Annotated in this window: 15 protein-coding genes, 1 pseudogene and 2 riboswitches; of the genes and pseudogenes, 9 read left to right on the top strand and 7 right to left on the bottom strand. The window is 71.2% G+C overall.

All coding sequences use genetic code 11. From position 1 onward, the window contains the following. Positions 1-281: 281 nt before the first annotated feature. From glyA to M3Q35_RS30140, 4 genes are all read right to left on the bottom strand, one after another. The gene (gene glyA / locus M3Q35_RS30155; RefSeq protein ID WP_273935946.1) at positions 282-1553 is read right to left on the bottom strand and encodes a serine hydroxymethyltransferase; all 1272 of its coding nucleotides are present in this window, start codon (positions 1551-1553) and stop codon (positions 282-284) included. After that, on the bottom strand, positions 1550-1933 hold the full coding sequence (gcvH, locus tag M3Q35_RS30150; RefSeq protein WP_273935945.1) for a glycine cleavage system protein GcvH: 384 nt from the start codon (positions 1931-1933) through the stop codon (positions 1550-1552). The genes glyA and gcvH overlap by 4 nt, the downstream gene beginning before the upstream one ends. A gap of 10 nt (positions 1934-1943) precedes the next feature. Continuing rightward, a complete protein-coding gene (gene gcvT / locus M3Q35_RS30145) occupies positions 1944-3044 on the bottom strand; it encodes a glycine cleavage system aminomethyltransferase GcvT (RefSeq protein ID WP_273935944.1) in 1101 nt (366 codons plus the stop codon). 30 nt (positions 3045-3074) lie between these two features. Continuing rightward, a riboswitch (glycine riboswitch) is annotated at positions 3075-3164 on the bottom strand. Between the two features lies 1 nt (position 3165). After that, positions 3166-3260, bottom strand: a riboswitch (glycine riboswitch). Between the two features lie 77 nt (positions 3261-3337). Next, on the bottom strand, positions 3338-3961 hold the full coding sequence (locus M3Q35_RS30140) for a helix-turn-helix transcriptional regulator (protein WP_043721691.1): 624 nt from the start codon (positions 3959-3961) through the stop codon (positions 3338-3340). 272 nt (positions 3962-4233) lie between these two features. Between M3Q35_RS30140 and M3Q35_RS30135 the strand changes: the two genes are divergently transcribed. The 3 genes and pseudogenes from M3Q35_RS30135 to M3Q35_RS30125 all read left to right on the top strand — a co-directional run bounded on the left by M3Q35_RS30135 (position 4234) and on the right by M3Q35_RS30125 (position 7735). Continuing rightward, complete coding sequence (locus tag M3Q35_RS30135; protein WP_273935943.1) at positions 4234-4902, top strand: hypothetical protein; 669 nt, start codon at positions 4234-4236, stop codon at positions 4900-4902. A gap of 101 nt (positions 4903-5003) precedes the next feature. Next, positions 5004-5710 (top strand): annotated as a pseudogene (locus M3Q35_RS30130) (AfsR/SARP family transcriptional regulator); the annotation flags it as partial. Positions 5711-6076: 366 nt separating this feature from the next. Next, the gene (locus M3Q35_RS30125) at positions 6077-7735 is read left to right on the top strand and encodes a tetratricopeptide repeat protein (RefSeq protein ID WP_420704779.1); all 1659 of its coding nucleotides are present in this window, start codon (positions 6077-6079) and stop codon (positions 7733-7735) included. Here the strand turns inward: M3Q35_RS30125 and M3Q35_RS30120 are convergent. Next, positions 7732-8493, bottom strand: coding sequence for a MerR family transcriptional regulator (locus M3Q35_RS30120; RefSeq protein WP_273935940.1), 762 nt, complete (start codon positions 8491-8493; stop codon positions 7732-7734). The genes M3Q35_RS30125 and M3Q35_RS30120 overlap by 4 nt on opposite strands. Positions 8494-8659: 166 nt before the next feature. On the opposite strand from M3Q35_RS30120, the gene M3Q35_RS30115 reads away from it, so the two are divergent. After that, complete coding sequence (locus M3Q35_RS30115) at positions 8660-9265, top strand: LysE family transporter (RefSeq protein ID WP_273935939.1); 606 nt, start codon at positions 8660-8662, stop codon at positions 9263-9265. On the opposite strand, the gene M3Q35_RS30110 is transcribed toward M3Q35_RS30115, so the two are convergent. Further along, positions 9255-10109 carry a M23 family metallopeptidase gene (locus tag M3Q35_RS30110; RefSeq protein ID WP_337960486.1) on the bottom strand — a complete coding sequence of 285 codons (855 nt, stop codon included), beginning with the start codon at positions 10107-10109 and terminating at the stop codon, positions 9255-9257. The two genes, M3Q35_RS30115 and M3Q35_RS30110, sit on opposite strands and share 11 nt — an antisense overlap. A 150-nt stretch (positions 10110-10259) precedes the next feature. Further along, positions 10260-11159 (bottom strand): esterase/lipase family protein, encoded by a 900-nt coding sequence (locus M3Q35_RS30105; protein WP_273935938.1) that lies wholly within the window; start codon positions 11157-11159, stop codon positions 10260-10262. A 110-nt stretch (positions 11160-11269) separates the two neighbouring features. On the opposite strand from M3Q35_RS30105, the gene M3Q35_RS30100 reads away from it, so the two are divergent. From M3Q35_RS30100 to M3Q35_RS30080, 5 genes are all read left to right on the top strand, one after another. Beyond that, complete coding sequence (locus M3Q35_RS30100) at positions 11270-12991, top strand: hypothetical protein (protein ID WP_273935937.1); 1722 nt, start codon at positions 11270-11272, stop codon at positions 12989-12991. Positions 12992-13329: 338 nt separating this feature from the next. After that, positions 13330-14499, top strand: coding sequence for an ADP-forming succinate--CoA ligase subunit beta (sucC, locus tag M3Q35_RS30095; protein WP_273935936.1), 1170 nt, complete (start codon positions 13330-13332; stop codon positions 14497-14499). Positions 14500-14502: 3 nt separating this feature from the next. Further along, the gene (sucD, locus tag M3Q35_RS30090) at positions 14503-15390 is read left to right on the top strand and encodes a succinate--CoA ligase subunit alpha (protein WP_273935935.1); all 888 of its coding nucleotides are present in this window, start codon (positions 14503-14505) and stop codon (positions 15388-15390) included. A gap of 269 nt (positions 15391-15659) precedes the next feature. Beyond that, on the top strand, positions 15660-16421 hold the full coding sequence (locus M3Q35_RS30085; protein WP_273935934.1) for a DUF5336 domain-containing protein: 762 nt from the start codon (positions 15660-15662) through the stop codon (positions 16419-16421). A 228-nt stretch (positions 16422-16649) separates the two neighbouring features. Further along, complete coding sequence (locus M3Q35_RS30080) at positions 16650-18284, top strand: cell division protein PerM (protein WP_273935933.1); 1635 nt, start codon at positions 16650-16652, stop codon at positions 18282-18284. Positions 18285-18340: the final 56 nt, after the last annotated feature.

The following is an 18340-nucleotide window of genomic DNA, read 5'->3' as shown; positions in this document are numbered from 1 at the left end:
CGGTTCCAGTGTGGGGTCGGCCGACCCCGCTGCCAGTTCCGTGGCGGTCAACGCGACGAACGGGGCGATCATTCCCCCCTCGGCGAGCTGGTGGTCCCGCTCGTCGTATCACACGGACTGACGAGGGGGAACGGTTCGATCGTAGCCACAACAGGATTGTCACAACCAGAACCGTTGGCAGATCAGGAAAAGGTGAAAGACATTCGCACCAGCGAAAACCGAGAAGGGGCTTTTCTCCACAGCGTGGAGAAAAGCCCCCTTCCAAGGAAACTCTGAGCCAATCAGGCGGGGATGGTGGGGTACAACGGGAACCGCTCGGTCAACGCCACCACCCGGGCCCGCAGCGCGGTCGCGTCGAACTCCGGCGTCAGCGCCCGCGCCACGATGTCGGCCACCTCGCGGAAGGCCTCGTCGTCGAAACCGCGCGCGGCCAACGCCGGCGTGCCGATCCGCAGTCCCGACGTCACCATCGGCGGCCGCGGGTCGAACGGCACCGCGTTGCGGTTGACCGTGATCCCGATGTCGTGCAAGCGGTCCTCGGCCTGCTGCCCGTCCAGTTCGGACTTGCGCAGGTCGACCAGCACCAGGTGCACCTGCGTGCCGCCGGTGAGCACGGTGGCGCCGGCCGCGACCACGTCGTCGCCCAGCAGCCGCTCGGCCAGGATGCGCGCGCCGGTCAGCGTGCGCAGCTGCCGCTCCCGGAACGACTCCGAGGCCGCCACCTTGAACGCGACCGCCTTCGCGGCGATCACGTGCTCCAGCGGGCCGCCCTGCTGTCCGGGGAACACCGCCGAGTTGATCTTCTTGGCCAGCGCCTGCTCGCAGAAGATCACGCCGCCGCGGGGACCGCCCAGCGTCTTGTGCGTGGTCGTGGTGACGACATGCGCATGCGGCACCGGGCTCGGGTGCAGCCCGGCCGCCACCAGCCCGGCGAAGTGGGCCATGTCCACCATCAGATAGGCACCCACCGAGTCGGCGATCCGCCGGAACTCGGCGAAGTCCAGCTGCCGCGGGTAGGCCGACCAGCCGGCGATGATCAGCTTGGGTCGGTGCTCCTGCGCCAGCCGCTCCACCTCGGCCATGTCGACGTGGTAGTCGGACTCGCTGACGTGGTAGGCCACGACGTTGTACAGCTTGCCGGAGAAGTTCAGCCGCATGCCGTGCGTCAGGTGCCCGCCGTGGGCCAGGTCGAGGCCGAGGATGGTGTCGCCCGGGCTGAGCAGCGCCATCATGGCCGCCGCGTTGGCCTGCGCGCCCGAGTGCGGCTGCACGTTGGCGTGCTCCGCGCCGAACAGCGCCTTGACCCGGTCGATGGCCAGCTGCTCGATCACGTCCACGTGCTCGCAGCCGCCGTAGTAGCGACGGCCCGGATAGCCCTCGGCGTACTTGTTGGTCAGCACGGAGCCCTGCGCCTCAAGCACGGCCAGCGGCGCGAAGTTCTCCGAGGCGATCATCTCGAGCGTGTGCCGCTGCCGGCCCAGCTCGGCGTCGACCGCCGCGGCGACCTCCGGGTCCAGCTCGTGCAGTGACGCCGTGAGCTCGACCGGCGTCACTCGCCCTCCTTGATCAGGGCGGCGTAGGCGTCGGAGTCCAGCAGGTCGTCGGGGTCGCCGTCCACGCGAACGGTGAACAGCCAGCCCTCGCCGTACGGGTCCGAGTTGACCGTCTCGGGGCTGTCCTTGACCGCGTCGTTCACCGCCACGACCTCGCCGCTGACCGGCGAGAACAGGTCGCTGACCGACTTGGTGGACTCCAGCTCGCCGCAGGGCTCGCCGGCCGTGACGGAGTCGCCCTCGCTGGGCAGCTCGGCGTAGACGATGTCACCGAGCTGCTCGGCGGCGTACTCGGTGATGCCGATGCGGGCGATCCCGTCGGAGACCGCCACCCACTCGTGCTCCGCGCTGTACCGAAGGTGGTCGGGGATGGTGCTCATCTCGGGCCTCTCAGGAAGAACGACGGTAGAAGGGCAGCTCGACGACGTCGACCGGGGTGATCGTGCCCCGGATGTCGACGGCGAGCGCGGAACCGGGCACGGCGCGGTCGGCGTCGACGTAGGCCATGGCGATCGCGTGGCCCAGCGTCGGCGACGGCGCGCCGCTGGTGATCTCGCCGATCCTCGCACCGTCGGCCGGATCCACCACCGGGTACCCGTGCCTAGGCGCGCGACGGCCTTCGGAGACCAGGCCGACCAGCTTGCGGGCCGGCGTCTCGGCCGACGCCTTCTGCAGCGCGGCGCGGCCGACGAAGTCGGAGGGCTTGTCCAGCTTGACCACACGGCCGAGGCCCGCGGCGTACGGAGTGAGGTCGGTGCTCAGCTCGTTGCCGTAGAGCGGCATGCCGGCCTCGAGGCGCAGCGAGTCACGGCACGACAGTCCACACGGGAGGACGTCGCCGGCGCCGGCCACCGCGGCCCACACCGCCTCGGCGTCGTCCGGGGCCACGAACAGCTCGAAGCCGTCCTCGCCGGTGTAGCCCGTACGGGCCAGCAGCGCCGGGCGGCCGGCCACGGTCGTGGGGTAGGAGGCGTAGTACTTCACGGTCGACAGGTCGGTCGGCGTGAGCGGGGCCAACAGCCCCACCGAGCGCGGGCCCTGTAGGGCGATCAGCGCGTACTCGGTGGAGGCGTCGCGGACCTCGGTGTCGAAGTCCTCGGCCCGGTCGATCAGCTCGCCGGCCACCAGGGCGGCGTTGCTGGCGTTGGCCACCACCAGGTAGTCCTGCTCGCCGGTCCGGTAGACGATCAGGTCGTCCAGGATGCCGCCGCTGTCGTCGCAGATCATGGTGTAGCGGGCGCGGCCGACGCCGATCGCCGAGGCGTTGCCGACAAGGGCGTAGTCGAGGGCCTGCCCGGCCTGCGGACCGGACAGCAGGATCTCGCCCATGTGCGTGAGATCGAACAGGCCGGCGCCGGTGCGCACGGCGGTGTGCTCGGCCACGTCACCGGTGTAGCGCAGCGGCATCTGCCAGCCGGCGAAGTCGGTGAACTTGGCGCCGAGGCGCTCGTGCACGTCGTGCAGTGGCGTGCGGCGGATGTCGGTGCCCATCAGGAGACCCCTCGTGTGGTGGAGTGAGCCTCCCCCTCTGTCATAAGCCTGAGAGTTTCACCGGCGAGCCGGCTTTCCCCTTGGGCGAGGCGCGATGGGCACGCCTGCTTTTCAGAGTCGCCTGTCCCGAGCGGTAGGGGTGCCTGAGAGATTCCGGGGAGGATTTGCTCCTTCGGCGCCTGCCCGAGATCGACAGGACTCTCCCGCACGGTGTTGAACAGCGAGAATGTACTTGTGCCGGCCACCGTATTTGGAGGTGGCCGGCACGGTCAAGATTCAAGCGTCTTACCCCTTCAGATCACACCCGACCGCATGGCGTACGCCACCGCGTGCGGGCGGTTGCGCAGGCCGAGGCGGTTCATCACCGCGTAGACCACGTTCTTCACGGTGCGCTCCGAGTAGGAGAGCTTGGTGGCGATCTGGGCGGTGTCCCAGCCCTCGGCCATCAGCCGCAGCACGTCGATCTCGCGCGGGGCGAGCCCGGAGGCGGTGAGGCCGTTGGGCCGCAGCACCTCCTTGTGCAGCCGCTCCACCTGCGCGAGCAGCGAGCCGAGCAGCGTGGGCGGCATGTCCCCCATGCCCCGCTTGGCCGCCAGCACGGCGTGCACCAGACGCTCACCGCTGGCCGCCGCCTTCGGCAGCACCGCGACGACGCCACATTCCACGGCCGCCAACAGGTCGGCGTCGTGGAACCGGTCGGTGACGAGCACGATCTTCACGGGCGTCGACTCGGCGGTCCGCCGCAGCAACCCCATCACATCGGCGTTGACCGCGTCGGCGCACACCACGAACACCTGAGCCTCGGACAGTCTGCGCTCCGGAACCACCTGGAGCTCGGCCCGCGCCCGCAGGCAGCTGATCGCCCCGGCCAGGGTGATCGGATCGCCCGCATGTACGGCTACCCACACTCTGTCCATGGTGTGTCCTCCTCCGCTGTGTACCCCCAGGAACACACTGTGCAACGACCTTCTTCAGAGGATCTTCACGACGCCTCCATGTCGTAGAGAAAGTCCTGACCTGCGGTTTTCTCGAAGTCCACCCGATCGGGCGATCGCGACAAGGTAAGAACGGGCACCGGAACGTCGCGTTCGGGCACACTCCTGGCCCCTCGGCCTGGCAAGTTCTTGGTTGACCCTGGATCGTCTCCAGTAGGCTGGCCGCAGTCCCCCGCGCGAGCAGGAGGAGCCTGTTGGTCGTCGAGGATGCCGCCGCCACGCTCTCCCGGACCAGCGCCGAACGGGCACGATTGCCCGAACTTGCCGAGGTGCTCGCCGCCTGCGCCGGCCACCTGTCCGACGAGCTCATGACCGCCGCCCGCCACTGGCTGGCCGAGGGCCGCTGTGCCGACGTGGCCCGTGCGGTCGCCTTCGCGGTTGTCCATCTACACGTTCCGGTGACGGCCGTCCATCACCGTATGTTGGTCGACGCATTGGTGACGGGCGGTCATGATCCTGTCGCAGTCCGTGGCGTGACGCCGGCGCGGTGGCCGGCCGCGCTGCCGTTCACGTTCGTTGACGGCGGCTGGTCCGGCGACGACCGGGTGGACGAGGCCGCGGTCGACGCGGTCGGCGGCTATCCCGGCGGGCACGGCCTGTGGCGGGCCTGGCGGATGCCGCTCGACGGCTCGCCGTGGCCCGCGCCCAAGCGGATCTACCTGATCCAGGCCGGCGAGCAGGTGGACGTGGTCGCGCTGACCGCGCGGACCCAGCAGGCGCTGGCCGCCGCCGGCGAGCCCGCGCCTCAGGTCGAGGCGTACGCCGTCGGCTCCCGGCTGGCCGCCTACCAGCTCACGGTGCGGCGCAACGGCACCCTGTTGTGGACCTGTCAGTCGCCAAATGTGGACCAAATCACACCTTGACGCGCTGCGTCTGTTCCTTCTTGTGCGTGGAGCAGGAAGAATGGCGGTGGGGGTACGACCCCGGCCGGACCACACGTCGGCCGGGCTGGGGAGGAAGCTGGATGTCCGACAACGATGTCCCTGGTTCCGTCCTCCGGGTTGCCCTGCTGGGCCCGGTGCGGGGTTGGGTCGGGGACCGTGAGTTGGAGCTGGGCGCGCCGATGCAGCGCGCGCTGTTCGGTCTGCTCGCGCTCAGTCCGAACCGCATGGTCGGACGGTCGGAGCTGATCACGGCGCTGTGGGGCGAGGCCGCACCGGCCAGCGCCGAGGGCAGCGTGCACACCTATGTCGCCGGCCTGCGCCGCGCCCTGGAGCCGAACCGGACACATCGGGCACCGTCCACCATACTGGTCAACGCCGGTCCCGGCTACCTGCTCCGGATGGACCCCGACAACCTCGACGTCACCGCGCTCAACGGACACCGTGACCGGGCCCGGGCGCTGCGCGCCGACGGCCGCCCCGAGCAGGCGGTTGTCGAGCTGGACGCGGCGCTGGCGCTGTTCCGCGGCACCCCGTTCGACGGCCTGTCCTGTCCGTACGTGGAACAGGAGAGACCGAGGCTCAACGAGCTGCGGCTGCTGGTCATCGAGGAGCGGGCCAGCCTCATGCTGGACCTCGGCCGGCACCACGACCTCGCCGCCGAGCTGCCGGCCCTGGTCCGCGAGCACCCGCTGTGGGAGCGGCTGCGGGGAGGCTCATGATCACCCTCTACCGCTGCGGCCGGCAGGCCGACGCGCTGGAGGCCTACCAGGACGCCCGCCGGGTGCTGGCCGAGGAGCTGGCCATCGAGCCGTCCCCGGAACTGCGCCGGCTGCACGGCAAGATCCTGCGCAACGACCCGGAGCTGGCCGCGCCGCAGCCGGCCGTGCCGGTGGCCGAACCCGCCGCCGGACCGGTGCCGGCGCAGCTGCCGCACGACGTGCCCGGCTTCACCGGCCGCGCGGCCGAGATCGCCGAGCTGGACCGGTTCCTGGACGAGACCGGCAACTCGGTGCTGATCTCGGCCATCGACGGGGCCGGCGGCATCGGCAAGACCGCGCTGGCCGTGCACTACGCGCACCGCATCACCGCCCGCTTCCCCGACGGGCAGCTCTACGTCAACCTGCGCGGCTTCGACCCGAAACTGCCGCCGCTGATGCCCGTGGACGCGCTGGGCTACCTGCTGCGCGGCCTCGGCGTGCCGGCCCAGCAGGTGCCGGCCGACCTGGACGACCAGGCCGGCATGTATCGCAGCCTGGTGGCCGGAAAGCGCATTCTGGTCGTGCTCGACAACGCCGCCAGCACCGACCAGGTCCGGCCGCTGCTGCCCGGATCGCCGTCCTGCTCGGTCATCGTGACCAGCCGCAACCGGCTGTCCGGGCTGGTCGCCCGTGACGGCGCCCGCCGGATCACGCTGGACGTGCTCAGCACCAACGACGCCGTGCGGCTGATGGTCGGCATGCTCGGGGCCGACCGGGTGGACGCCGAGCCGCGGGCCGTGCGGGACCTGGTCCGGCTGTGCGGCAACCTGCCGCTGGCGCTGCGTATCGCCGGCGACCGGGCGGCGACCCATCCGCACCTGATGATGTCCGACCTGGCCGGCGACCTGTCCAACGAGCGGGACCGGCTCGACGTGCTCGCCCCGGACGACGACGAGTCGACCGCCGTGCGGGCCGTGTTCTCCTGGTCGTACCACGCGCTGAAGCCCGATGCCGCCCGGGTTTTCCGGCTGCTCGGGCTGCATCCCGGGCCCGAGTTCAGCACGCCGGCCGCCGCCGCGCTGACCGGCATGCCGGTGCCGATGACCCGGCGGCTGCTCACCGACCTGACCGACCGGCACCTGCTCGGCGAGGTCGACCGCGACCGGTACCGGCTGCACGACCTGCTGCGCGTGTACGCCGCCGAGGAGGTCGAGCAGGGCGAGGACGAGAAGGACCGGTCGCTGGCGTTGCAGCGGATGACCGACTGGTACCTCTACACCGCCAGCAATGCCGACAACGGGTTGCGCGGGCAGGCCAACGACATGACCATCGGCAGCCCGCCGCGGGAATGCTCGCCGCTGCCGTTCGCCGGGTATCTCCAGGCGTTGCAGTGGTTCGACACCGAGAGCGAGAACCTGGGCGCGCTTGACCGGATGGCCGGCCAGACCCGGCGGCACCTCATCGCCTGGCGGCTCGGCGTCGTGGTGTGGGAGTACCACCGGCTGCGCCGCGATTTCGAGCAGCTCATCGCGTTTTCCCGGGTGTCGGCCGTCGCCGCGCGGGCCATGGACGACCCCATCGGCGAGGCCCTGTCGCTGAGCTGCATCGCCGCCGCCAGCGCGCACCTCGGCCGGCAGGCCGACGCCGTGGTCGCGCTGCGGCAGATGCCGTCCGTCCACTATGGACCGCAGGACACGCATCGTGAGATGAGCACCCTGTCCAACCTGGCCGAGGCGTACCGCGGCAGCGGCATGATCGGCGACGCGCTGGCCCACTACCGGCGGGCCCTCGGGCTGGCCCGCATCGCCGGAAGTCGTTGGCACGAGGGCGATCTGCTCCGCGGGCTGGCCGAGACCTACCTGGAGCTCGGCGAGCTCCAGCACGCGCTCGACTGCTGCCGCTCGGCGTTGACCATCTTCCGTCAGCTCGGTGATCTCTACGCGCAGAACACCGTGCTCCAGGATCTCGGCGGCACCCTGCTGGCCCTGGGCCGCCGGGACGAGTCCGTGGCCGCCTTCGCCGACGCCGTCGCCATCGCCCGCCGCATCGGGCACCGGCACGCCGTCGACCAAGGCCTGCAAGGACTTGCCGCCGCCAAGGCCGAAGCGTCCTAAGCGGACCGTTCGGCGTTGGCCACGATGGCGTCGTGCACGTACCGGGACAGGCCCGGCACCATCTCGTCGTAGTTCTGGCCGCTGCGCTCGTTGTTCCTGTAGTGCTCGGCCAGTTCCCGATGCGTGGCGTGGTCGCAGTCGTGGAACCAGCGGTCGGTGTGCTTCCGGTGCCGCTCGGCCAGATCCATCGCCTTCGGGTCGGTCGGCGGCAGTCCGTTGATCATCGCCTCGGCCAGTCCCTTGTTGATGGCGGCCAACTCCGTGCGCAGCCTGGTCCAGTCCTGCTGGATGTAGCGGGCCGTTCGCTGCTTGCGTTGCACGAATTCCTTGCTGTTGCCCCATTTCCGGGCTGCCTCGTCGGCATGGGCCACGAAGTCCTGGCCGAACACCTCTCGTCGCTGCCTCGGCGTCAGTCCGATGCCGGCGGCCCGTGCCGCCAACTCCTTGTCGATCACCGTCACCATCGCCGTGAAACGCGAGATCTGCTCGGTCAGCAGTTCTCGCTGCCGTTGTAGATGATCCTCGTCGGTGATGGCGTTGTCGGCCAACAACTCCGCGATCTCGCCGAGTTCAAGCCCCAGCTCGCGGTAGAACACCGCCCGGTTCAGTGCCTGCACGTCGGCGTCGGAGTAGAGCCGGTAGCCGGCGTCGCTGCGCCGGCTCGGCTTCACCAGCCCGATCTGGTCGTAGTGGTGCAGCGTGCGTACCGATACCCCGGCCAGCTCCGCCGCCGTGCCCACTGTGTAGTCGTCGGTCATGGCCCTACTGTGCGGCCTCACGTCGCGTGAGGGTCAAATCCGGTTGCGCGGCCGGTGATGATGGGCGCATGACGACCTCGACGATGCCCATGCTGACCTTCTCCGCTGCCGCGGGGCGGGGCCAGCAGCAGCGTCGTGGCCGGGGAGGGTCGACGCCGCCGCGCCCGTGAGCGCCGCGCTGGTCGCCGGGCTCGTCGCCGGTTATGGCATCGCCATACCGGTCGGCGCGGTCGGGACCTACCTCATGGCCCTCACCGCTCGGACGTCGTTGCGTCTCGGCGCCGCCGCCGCGCTGGGCGTGGCCACTGCGGACGGGCTCTACGCCTTGCTCTCGGTGGCCGGCGGCTCCGTGCTGGTGCCCTTGATCCACCCCATTGCCGAGCCGTTGCGCTGGGTCTCCGCCGCCGTGCTGGTGCTGCTGGCGCTGCGGGGCGCGGCCAAGGCCGTCACCGGCTATCGACGGCCGCAGGAGGTGTCGGGCCGCGAGCTGACGGATCCGGTGCGGGCCTACGTCGTCCTGCTGGGCATCACCCTGGTGAACCCGATGACCCTGATCTACTTCAGCGCGCTCGTGCTCGGCGGTCCGACCACGACCGACGGCCTGGTGTTCGTGCTGGCCGCCTTCGCCGCCTCGGCCAGCTGGCAACTCCTGCTGGCCGGCGGCGGCGCGCTGCTGGGCCGGCTGCTGGCCGGCCCCCGCGGCCGACTGGCCACCGCACTGGTCTCCAGCGCGGTGATCGTCGGATTGGCGGTGGGGCTGGTTACACCGTGATGCCGCGGGCGTTCAGCCAGGGCAGCGGGTTGATCTTCTTGCCGGACGGGTCCCAGACCTCGAAGTGCAGGTGCACGCCGGTGGACTCGCCGCGGTCGCCCATCCGGGCGATCTGCTCGCCGGCCTGGACATGCTGGCCGACGTGCACGGAGAAGGTGTCCATGTGGCCGTAGACGTTGATGCTGCCGTCGGCCAGCCGGATCCGGACCCAGAGGCCGAAACCGGAGGCGGGGCCGGCGTCGATGACCACGCCGTCGGCCGCGGCGACGATCGGCGTGTCCATCACGTTGGCGATGTCGATGCCGTAGTGGAAGGCGCCCCAGCGGCCGCCGAAGCCGGAGCTGAGCACACCCTCGGCCGGCTTGACGAACAGCGGCCGGTGGTCGGCCTTCCACTTGGCCGCGGCCTGCGCGGCCAGGTCGGCGGTGACCTTCTCCGAGTTGGTGAGCTTCTGCGCCTCGGCGGCGGCGTCGGTGCCGCGCTGGATGGGCAGCACCTCGGGGGCGCCGACGGCGTCGCCGCCGATGCCGAAGGCGGCACTGGCCTCACGGGCGTCGGCCAGCGGCTTGATGCCGTCGGTGGAGTGCTGCTGGGAGGGCGTCAGCGTGCCGCCGTAAGCGGCGGCCGTGAAGGCGCCGAGCGCGACGGCGGCCACTGCGACGCGGCCGCGCAGCGCGGAGGGCGGCGGCGGCAGCCGGTGGGAGCCTCGGGCGCGCGGGGTCGGCACGCGGGTGATCTCGCCTTGCTCGTCACGCCTCGGGGTAGGCGTGGTGGAGCGTTTCGAGCCGCCGGGGGAGCGGTACTGCGTCAAAGCCTGGCCTTCCGCCTCGGGGAGCCCGATCACGGCGAGCCGGGACGGGGTTCCCGGGCGGCCGCTTCGGGGTGGCGGCCGCGTGTCGCGTACGTGATCAGACCGTGACAACGGACCGCGAGAAGGTAACGAAGTCGATCCCCTAGGGGCAAGCCCTGGTAGGGGGCCTCCCTCGAACGGGTTTCAGCTGGACAGCTCGGACGAGGCGCTATGACCGTGCGTGATCGGAGATGTGCGCAGCGGGTCGTACTGGCTGGTAGCCCGTTCGGACGGCAGGTCGTGCCCGCGAACGAGGCAGTCGGCGACAAGGCGCGATGCGCGGGAGTCCACCGGCAGTGCCCAGTGACCGACATCACGCAAGCAGTGTTCCTCGATGTCGAGGTCCGGGTGGGTCAGCCGGGCATTTGATTGCGGCAGCACGATCTGGTCGGCCGGCGTCCACACCGACACGAACTTGGTCCGGCAGCCGGGCGCCGGCTCGTCCAACTCCTCGATCAGCTGCGACCCCGGCCGCAGCTGCTTGGCCAGCCCGGTCGGCAGCAGGTACGCCGCCACCGTGCCCCGATGCGGCGTGCCGAGCATGACCAGCGTGTCGACGCGCTCGTCGCCGCCGCGGCGCTGCACGTAGTAGCGCGCGATCAGCCCGCCGAGCGAGTGCCCCACCACGTGCACCCGGTCCGACCCGGTCAGCTCGCAGATCTGTTCGACCTGCTCCCCGAACATCGACGCGGCCGTCCGCACGTCCCCGGTCACGGCGGTCAGCACGCTGTAGTTCACCGCGTGCACCACCCCGAAACCCCGTCGGCGCAGCGCGGCTCCCAGCACCGCGAACACGGACCGGTTGTCGCCGATGCCGTGCAGCAGCAGGATCGGGGTGCCCGCCGCGTCCATGGCCGAAACCAGCAGACCGCGGGCCGCCGGCGACAGTGCGTCGGTCCGGTAGTGGACGTAGGGTCCGTCCGGGTGGAGGCGTTCCGCCATCGCACCCCAGGGGTAGAGTGCGGCGTGCGCGGCCAGCCATGCCGATTCGACGGCAACACCCCGCAGGGTGCTGGCCAGTCGACCGAGCACGCCGTTACCCATACGTGTGACGGTAAATTAACTGTGCAACTTTTGCGATACGTATCAGTTCACGATTAGTCATCTCATCGCTACACCGTGCCCTTGCGCCCCTCCGTTGTAGGGTCGCCCCCGTGAGTGAGCGGCCGAGGTCCCCACACCCACGTCTCGCCGATCGGCGGGCCGCTCGGGCGGGTGAGCCCGAACCCGAGTTCGAACCGCTGGATCGAGGCCTGGCACCGGCCGTCGGAGTCGCCTCCGTCGGGGCCGTCCTCCAGGTCGCGGGCCTGGTCATCGGCGTGGTCGACGCCCCGGCGGGCTATGTGTCGTGGCCGCTGGCCGCGCTGCTGGCCCTGCTGCCGCCGATCGGCGCGTTGATCTTCGTCGGCAGCCGTCGGCCGGCCGGTGCGAGTGCGCTGCTGGTGGTGTTCGCCGCGGTGTCCGCAGGGCGGGCGATCGCCGACGTGCAGCTGGCCGTGGACGCCAGCCGAGTATCGCGGCCGGACCTGGTCGCCGTGGACGGCACGGTCCCGCCCGGTCCGGGCATCGGGTTGTGGCTGCTCATCCTCGGTTTTGCCGCCATGGTCGTGGCCGGCGTGCTCGCTCGTGACCGCGGTCGGTCGGAGGACGAGGAGCCGCGCCGCGGTCTCGTCGTCGGCGCCGCCGGCCTCGGCCTGCTGATCGCCGTCGGCCTGGTGATGGCCCCCTTCTCGTCCAGCAACCCGTTGCTGCCGGCCGACGGCGTGTTCGACTCGCCGGTGCTGGCCCTGGTCGGCGGTCTGCTGGTGGCTTTGGTGATGCCCGTGGCCGCCGCCGTCGCGACGACCTCCGGCGACGCCGACACCGTCCGCGGTGGCATCGCCGGCATCGGGCTGGCGGCGCTGGCCGTCGCACTGCCGCCGGCCGTGGCCGGTTACGTCGTCGACGAGCTGCATCCGACCATCGGGCCATGGCTGGCCCTGGCCGGCATCGCGCTGCTGGTGCCGTTCGCCTTCGTCTCGGTCGGGCGGCGCGAGCAGTCCCTCGACCGGGACATCGACCTGCCCGGTCGGGGCAACCTGCACCTCGGGGCCGGCATCGTGGGCCTGGTCGCGGCCGTGGCCGGGCTGATCGCCGTGGCGCTGCCGCTGCTGTCCCTGCCCGACGGGGCCGCGGTTCCCGAGAACTACGCGATCAGGCTGCTTACGCCGGCCAGCATCCTGGTCGGTCTGCTGGCCATCGGTCTGCTGGTCCCGGCTTGGGCCGCCCTGGTGCGGCCGGCGTTCACGGTCGCCTGCGCCGGCATCCCGCTGGCCGTGGCCAGCGGCTTCGACGCCGTGTTGTCGGCGACCGGCGTGATCACCAGCAAGGCCACTCCCGGTGCCGGCGTGTGGTTCGGCGCGCTGGCCGTGTTGCTGGCCCTGGTCGCCGTGGTCATCGCGACGCTGGCCGGCGCCCTGGAGCGTGAGGACGTCGACCTGTCCGAGCTGGCGGCCCGGCCCGTGCTCGGCTGGGTCGCCGGCCTGGCGGCGCTGTTGGCCGTCGGGGCCTTCGGCTTCCCGGCCGTCACCGGTCCCGACTACGAGTCCGCCGGCCTGTGGACGTTCCGTATCGCCTCGGTCGGCTCGGTCGTCGCCCTGCTCGCCGTGATCGTCGCCGCCGCGCTGGCGGCCCGCTCCCGGCCGGTTCGCGGCGCTGCCCTGCTGTTCGGTGCGGCCCTCGTGGCTGTCGTGCGGGCCCTGGAGTTCGTCTTCACCGGCGGCCGCGTCGTCGGTTCGGTCCCGTCGCTCGGCACCTGGCTGGCCGTGGCCTGCGCCGTGGTTCTGGTGGCCGGCGGCGTCCTGGCGCTGTCCAAAAAGGGCGATTCGACAGGCTGAACACGGGAGTCGCGAGGCCGCGCCGGTGCCTGGAGTGGTTGGCGGATTTCGCCCGCCGCCACCTGACGCGCCCGCCGCCCGAGCCGATGCGGCGGGCTAAATCCGGCAAGCGAAGGCACCGGATCAGAGCGGCCGAGCCCCGCGCGGAACGCGCGGCAACAAGCACAGTGACTGACCTCACGGTGGCTGTAAGCGACCTCACCGCTCCCGCGTGCGCGGCTGGTTCCGCAGGCCGATAGGGTCGGGCGAGGCCGTTGTCCAGTGGTTTTCTCGGGTGTTACCAGCCCCATTGACCTAGCGCGCGGCCACGTCCGACACCGACGTCGCAGGAGACCCGAGTGGACCTGTACGAGTACCAGGCGAAGGACCTCTTCGCCGCCCACGGAGTACCGGTGCTGCCGGGCTCCGTGGCCGCCACCCCCGCTGAAGCCCGCGCCATCGCGGAGCAGCTCGGCCAGACCGTCGTCGTCAAGGCGCAGGTCAAGACCGGCGGCCGCGGCAAGGCCGGCGGCGTCAAGCTGGCCGACAACGCCGACGACGCGCAGGCCAAGGCCGAGGCCATTCTCGGCCTCGACATCAAGGGCCACATCACCCGCAAGGTGCTGGTGACGCCCGCCTCGGACATCGCCGAGGAGTACTACGTCTCCTTCCTGCTCGACCGGGCCAACCGCACCTTCCTGGCGATGGCCTCGGCCGAGGGCGGCATGGAGATCGAGCAGCTGGCCGTCGAGCGCCCCGAGGCCCTGGCCAAGATCCCGGTCGACGCCATCAAGGGCGTGGACAAGGCCAAGGCCGACGAGATCGTCGCCGCCGGCAAGTTCCCGGCCGAGGTCGCCGACCAGGTGGCCGACGTGCTGGTGAAGCTGTGGGAGACCTTCGTCAGCGAGGACGCCACCCTCGTCGAGGTCAACCCGCTGGTCCGCGACCCCGAGGGCAAGATCGTCGCGCTCGACGGCAAGGTCACGCTGGACGAGAACGCGGGCTTCCGCCACGGCACCCACGCCGAGCTGGTCGACCACGAGGCCGAGGACCCGCTGGAGGCCAAGGCCAAGGCCAAGCACCTCAACTACGTGAAGCTGGACGGGCAGGTCGGCATCATCGGCAACGGCGCCGGCCTGGTCATGTCCACGCTGGACGTCGTCGCCTACGCGGGCGAGAAGCACAAGGGCGTCAAGCCGGCCAACTTCCTGGACATCGGCGGCGGCGCCTCGGCCGAGGTGATGGCCAACGGCCTGGAGATCATCCTGGGCGACCCGGACGTGCGGTCGGTCTTCGTGAACGTGTTCGGCGGCATCACCGCGTGCGACGCGGTGGCCAACGGCATCGTCAAGGCGCTGGAGATCCTCGGCGACGAGGCCAGCAAGCCGCTGGTCGTCCGGCTGGACGGCAACAACGTCGACGAGGGTCGCCGCATCCTCGCCGAGGCGAACCACCCGCTGGTGACCGTGGTGGACACGATGGACAACGCGGCTGACAAGGCCGCCGAGCTCGCGGCTGCGGGGGTGTGACCGATGGCTATCTTCCTCACCGCGGACAGCAAGGTCATCGTCCAGGGCATGACCGGCTCCGAGGGCATGAAGCACACCAGGCGCATGCTGGCCTCGGGCACCAACATCGTCGGCGGCGTGAACCCGCGCAAGGCCGGCGAGAAGGTTGACTTCGACGGCCAGGTCGTGCCGGTCTTCGGCACGGTCGCCGAGGCCATCGAGGCCACCGGCGCCGACGTCACCGTGGTCTTCGTGCCGCCGGCCTTCACCAAGGCCGCCGTGATCGAGGCCATCGACGCGCAGATCGGCCTGGCCGTCGTGATCACCGAGGGCATCCCGGTGCACGACACCGCCGTGTTCTGGGCGCACGCCGTGGCCACCGGCAACAAGACCCGGATCATCGGCCCGAACTGCCCCGGCATCATCAGCCCCGGCAAGTCCAACGCCGGCATCATCCCGGCCGACATCGCCGGCCCCGGCAAGATCGGTCTGGTGTCCAAGTCCGGCACCCTGACCTACCAGATGATGTACGAGCTGCGGGAGTTCGGCTTCTCCAGCGCCATCGGCATCGGCGGCGACCCGGTCATCGGCACCACCCACATCGACGCGCTCGAGGCGTTCCAGAACGACCCCGAGACCGCGGCGATCGTGATGATCGGCGAGATCGGCGGCGACGCCGAGGAGCGAGCCGCGGCCTACATCAAGGCCAACGTCACCAAGCCGGTCGTCGGCTACGTGGCCGGCTTCACCGCGCCCGAGGGCAAGACCATGGGCCACGCCGGCGCGATCGTGTCCGGCTCGGCCGGCACCGCGGCGGCCAAGAAGGAGGCCCTCGAGGCCGCCGGCGTCAAGGTCGGCAAGACGCCGTCCGAGACCGCCCAGCTGATGCGGGACATCATCGCCGCGCTCTGAGGCCTTGGTTTCGTGGGGCGGTCCGCTTCGTGCGGGCCGCCCCGTTTTTTTGCGCGTTTCCTGGTTTGAGCCGACCGTGTTCGGGGCACTCCCGTCCGTTCGCGGGTTTCCCGGTGCGCCCGGCTCAGCCCCCCGCTGTTCCCGGGGCCTTTTTCCACAGTGTGTTCTCAGCCGTCCTGGAGAACCCACGGTGGGTGGCGTACGTCCTACCGAGTGAATCCGATAGCGTTTTCACCGACGCGCTGTCCAGACCCGAGGAGAGCACAACCATGACCTTCCCATCCGGTGGTCCGGCACCGACCCCGGCCAGGCCGGCGGCGACCCAGGAGCTGGACAAGCTCCTGCACATGGCCGCCGCGGGACTGTCCGTGCTTGTCCTGGTGGCCGGCTTCTTCTCGTTCGCCCCGGCGGCGTCCGCCTACGCGATCGGCTACGGCTGGATCCCCGCGCTCTACCTGCTCGCCGGTGGCCTGTCGGCCCAGGTGCTGCTGCCCGGCAAGCCGGCCAAGCCCGGCATCCTGCCCGGCCTCGTCGCCGTGGCGGTCACGCTGCCGCTGCTGTTCACCGTGTTCACCGCCAGCCTCACGGCGTTCGGCGCGTACCTGTTGCTCATCCTCGGCGTGCTGACCGCCGCCGCGGCCGTCGGCGGCTACCTGGTCGAGGCCGGCATCATCACCGCCCCCGCGCCCAAGCCGTTCCAGCAGCCGCAGCCCGGGCAGTGGAGCCCGCAGACCGGCGGCTTCCCGCAGCCCCAGCCCGGTCAGCCCGGCGGTCCGTTCGCCCAGCCCGGCTTCGGCCAGGCCACCCAGGTCGTGCCGCAGCCCCAGCAGCAGCCGGGCCAGCAGCAGCCTCAGCAGCCCGGCGGCCAGTTCGGCGCGCCGCAGCAGCAGGCCCCGGCCCCGCAGCCGACCCAGTTCATGTCCCACCCCGGCCAGTTCAGCCAGCCGGCCCCGCCCCAGCAGCCCGGCCAGCCAGGTCAGCAGCAGCCGGGCACGCCGCCCAGCGGCTTCACCGCCCCGCCGCAGAGTTAACTCCCACCGCCCACCCGCTGTTCGCGGCTCCGCCGCAGGGCTGACCCCCACGCTTGGAAGGGGCCCTTCCTGACGTTGAACGTCAGGAAGGGCCCCTTCACTGCATCCAGGCCCCCCGCTCGGCCCCGCCGGCATAAGCACAGCGCCGAGCCGCGACGCCGGAGGCGGCGCCAAAGATACTGCGTGGCGGTCGCGGGGGCTGCTCAGCAGGTCTGCCACAGTGTGACCGTGCCGGTTCTTCAGTCCACGCAACGCCGGCCCGTGACGCCCGCACGGCGTCCGGCGCGGTCCCGTCAGGCGCGGGTGCGCGTGCTGGCCTACGCGGCGTTCGCCCCGATCGTCGGCGGCTACGCGGTGGTCGCGACGGTGCTCGCGGTGGTGGTGGCCACGGCGTCCAACATCCAGCTCACGGTGTCCGGCGTGCTGCTCGCGGCGATCCCGGGCTGGCTGGCGGCGCACCACGTGCCGCTGGGACTGGGCACGCACTCGTTCGCGGTGCTGCCGCTGCTGCCGACGGCGCTGCTGATGCTGCTTGTCGCCCGCTCGGCGTCACGCGCGGCGGGGCGGCTGCACCTGCACGAGCCGTCGCAGGCGCGGCTGGTGGTGTTCCCGATCGCCGGTGCGCACGCCATCGTGGGCATGACGATCGCGCTGGTGCTGCGCGGCGGACCGCTGACGGTGAGCCCGCCGGCGGCGTTCTTCGGCTGCGGCGCGGTGTCGGCGCTGGCGGCGACGATCGGCGTGGTGCGGCGCTGCTGCCTGCTGGACGCGGCACTGTCGCGTGTGGACCCGGTGGTGGTGCGCGGCCTGCGGGCCGGGGCGATCGGCGTGGCGGCGATGTCCGCGGCCGGTGCGCTGGTGCTGGCCTTCGGCCTGGTCACGCACTGGACGACGGCGACGGCCGTGTTCGAGCAGACCGGCTCCGAGCTGGGCAGCGAGTTCGGCATGTTCCTGCTGACGGTGGCGTACCTGCCCAACGCGATCGTGGGCGCACTGGCCTTTGCCATGGGCCCGGGCTTCACCATGGGCACGTTCTCGGTGACGCCGCTGCACCTGACCATCACCAAGACGCCGGCGGTGCCGCTGTTCGCCGCGGTCCCCGAGCACCAGAGCCGCATGCTGCTCGGCCTGATGATCGCGCCGCTGGTGGTGGGAGTGTTCCTGGGCTGGGCCTGCCGCCGGATCGCGCCACGCCCACTGGGCCGGCTGCGCGGTGTCGCCGTCGCGGCGGCTGTGGTCGGTGCGACGGCGTTCCTGCTGGCGGCGCTGACCGGCGGACGGCTCGGCGGCGGTGCGTTCAGCCCGGTCACGGTGCCGGCCGGCCTGGTCGGCGCGGTGGCGTTGGGCTGGGTGCTGATCCCGGCCGGGCTGGTGGCCATGCTCGCGGGCCCGAAACCGGCGCGGAATGTGCGTCCGGTACCCGTGACCGGCTCACCGAGCCAGCAACCCGAGCCAGAACTCGTGCCGGAACCTGAGACCGAACCTGAGACCGATCCCGAGGCCAGCACCGAGACCGGCGCCGACACCGAACCCGAAACCGATTCGGAAGACGCGGTCGCCGACGAGGAACTCGAAGCCGACGAACTCGACGACGTCGAAGACGACTACGACGACGACCTCGACGACGAGGCCGAGAGCTACGAGTACGACCCCGGCGAGGTCGACGACGAGGACCTGGCCGATGACGAGGACTACGAGGAGCTCGACGAGGACCTCGAGGAGACCGAGTTCGAGGACGACATCGTGGCCGAGCTGGAGGCCGAGGCCGACGCCGAGCTGGCCGCCGAGGACGCGGCCGGGAACAAGAGCGACGAGGCCGACGGCGATGAGGATCACTCGACGGCGCAGCCCGACCACAAGTAGCCGGACCTGGGCGTGAGCCCGCGAACCCGACCACTTACGCTGGCCTCGACCGTGAC

The sequence above is a fragment of the Kutzneria chonburiensis genome (assembly GCF_028622115.1).
Taxonomy (GTDB): Bacteria; Actinomycetota; Actinomycetes; order Mycobacteriales; family Pseudonocardiaceae; genus Kutzneria; species Kutzneria chonburiensis.
This window is presented reverse-complemented; position numbering and strand designations above follow the sequence as displayed.

Bases quoted from the DNA above. Each gene is read 5' to 3' on its own strand.
- sucD (WP_273935935.1), top strand. From the start codon at position 14,503: ATGGCTATCTTCCTCACCGCGGACAGCAAGGTCATCGTCCAGGGCATG.
- M3Q35_RS30085 (WP_273935934.1), top strand. From the start codon at position 15,660: ATGACCTTCCCATCCGGTGGTCCGGCACCGACCCCGGCCAGGCCGGCG.
- M3Q35_RS30140 (WP_043721691.1), bottom strand. From the start codon at position 3,961: ATGGACAGAGTGTGGGTAGCCGTACATGCGGGCGATCCGATCACCCTG.
- gcvH (WP_273935945.1), bottom strand. From the start codon at position 1,933: ATGAGCACCATCCCCGACCACCTTCGGTACAGCGCGGAGCACGAGTGG.
- M3Q35_RS30105 (WP_273935938.1), bottom strand. From the start codon at position 11,159: ATGGGTAACGGCGTGCTCGGTCGACTGGCCAGCACCCTGCGGGGTGTT.
- M3Q35_RS30125 (WP_420704779.1), top strand. From the start codon at position 6,077: ATGCCCGTGGACGCGCTGGGCTACCTGCTGCGCGGCCTCGGCGTGCCG.
- gcvT (WP_273935944.1), bottom strand. From the start codon at position 3,044: ATGGGCACCGACATCCGCCGCACGCCACTGCACGACGTGCACGAGCGC.
- M3Q35_RS30120 (WP_273935940.1), bottom strand. From the start codon at position 8,493: ATGACCGACGACTACACAGTGGGCACGGCGGCGGAGCTGGCCGGGGTA.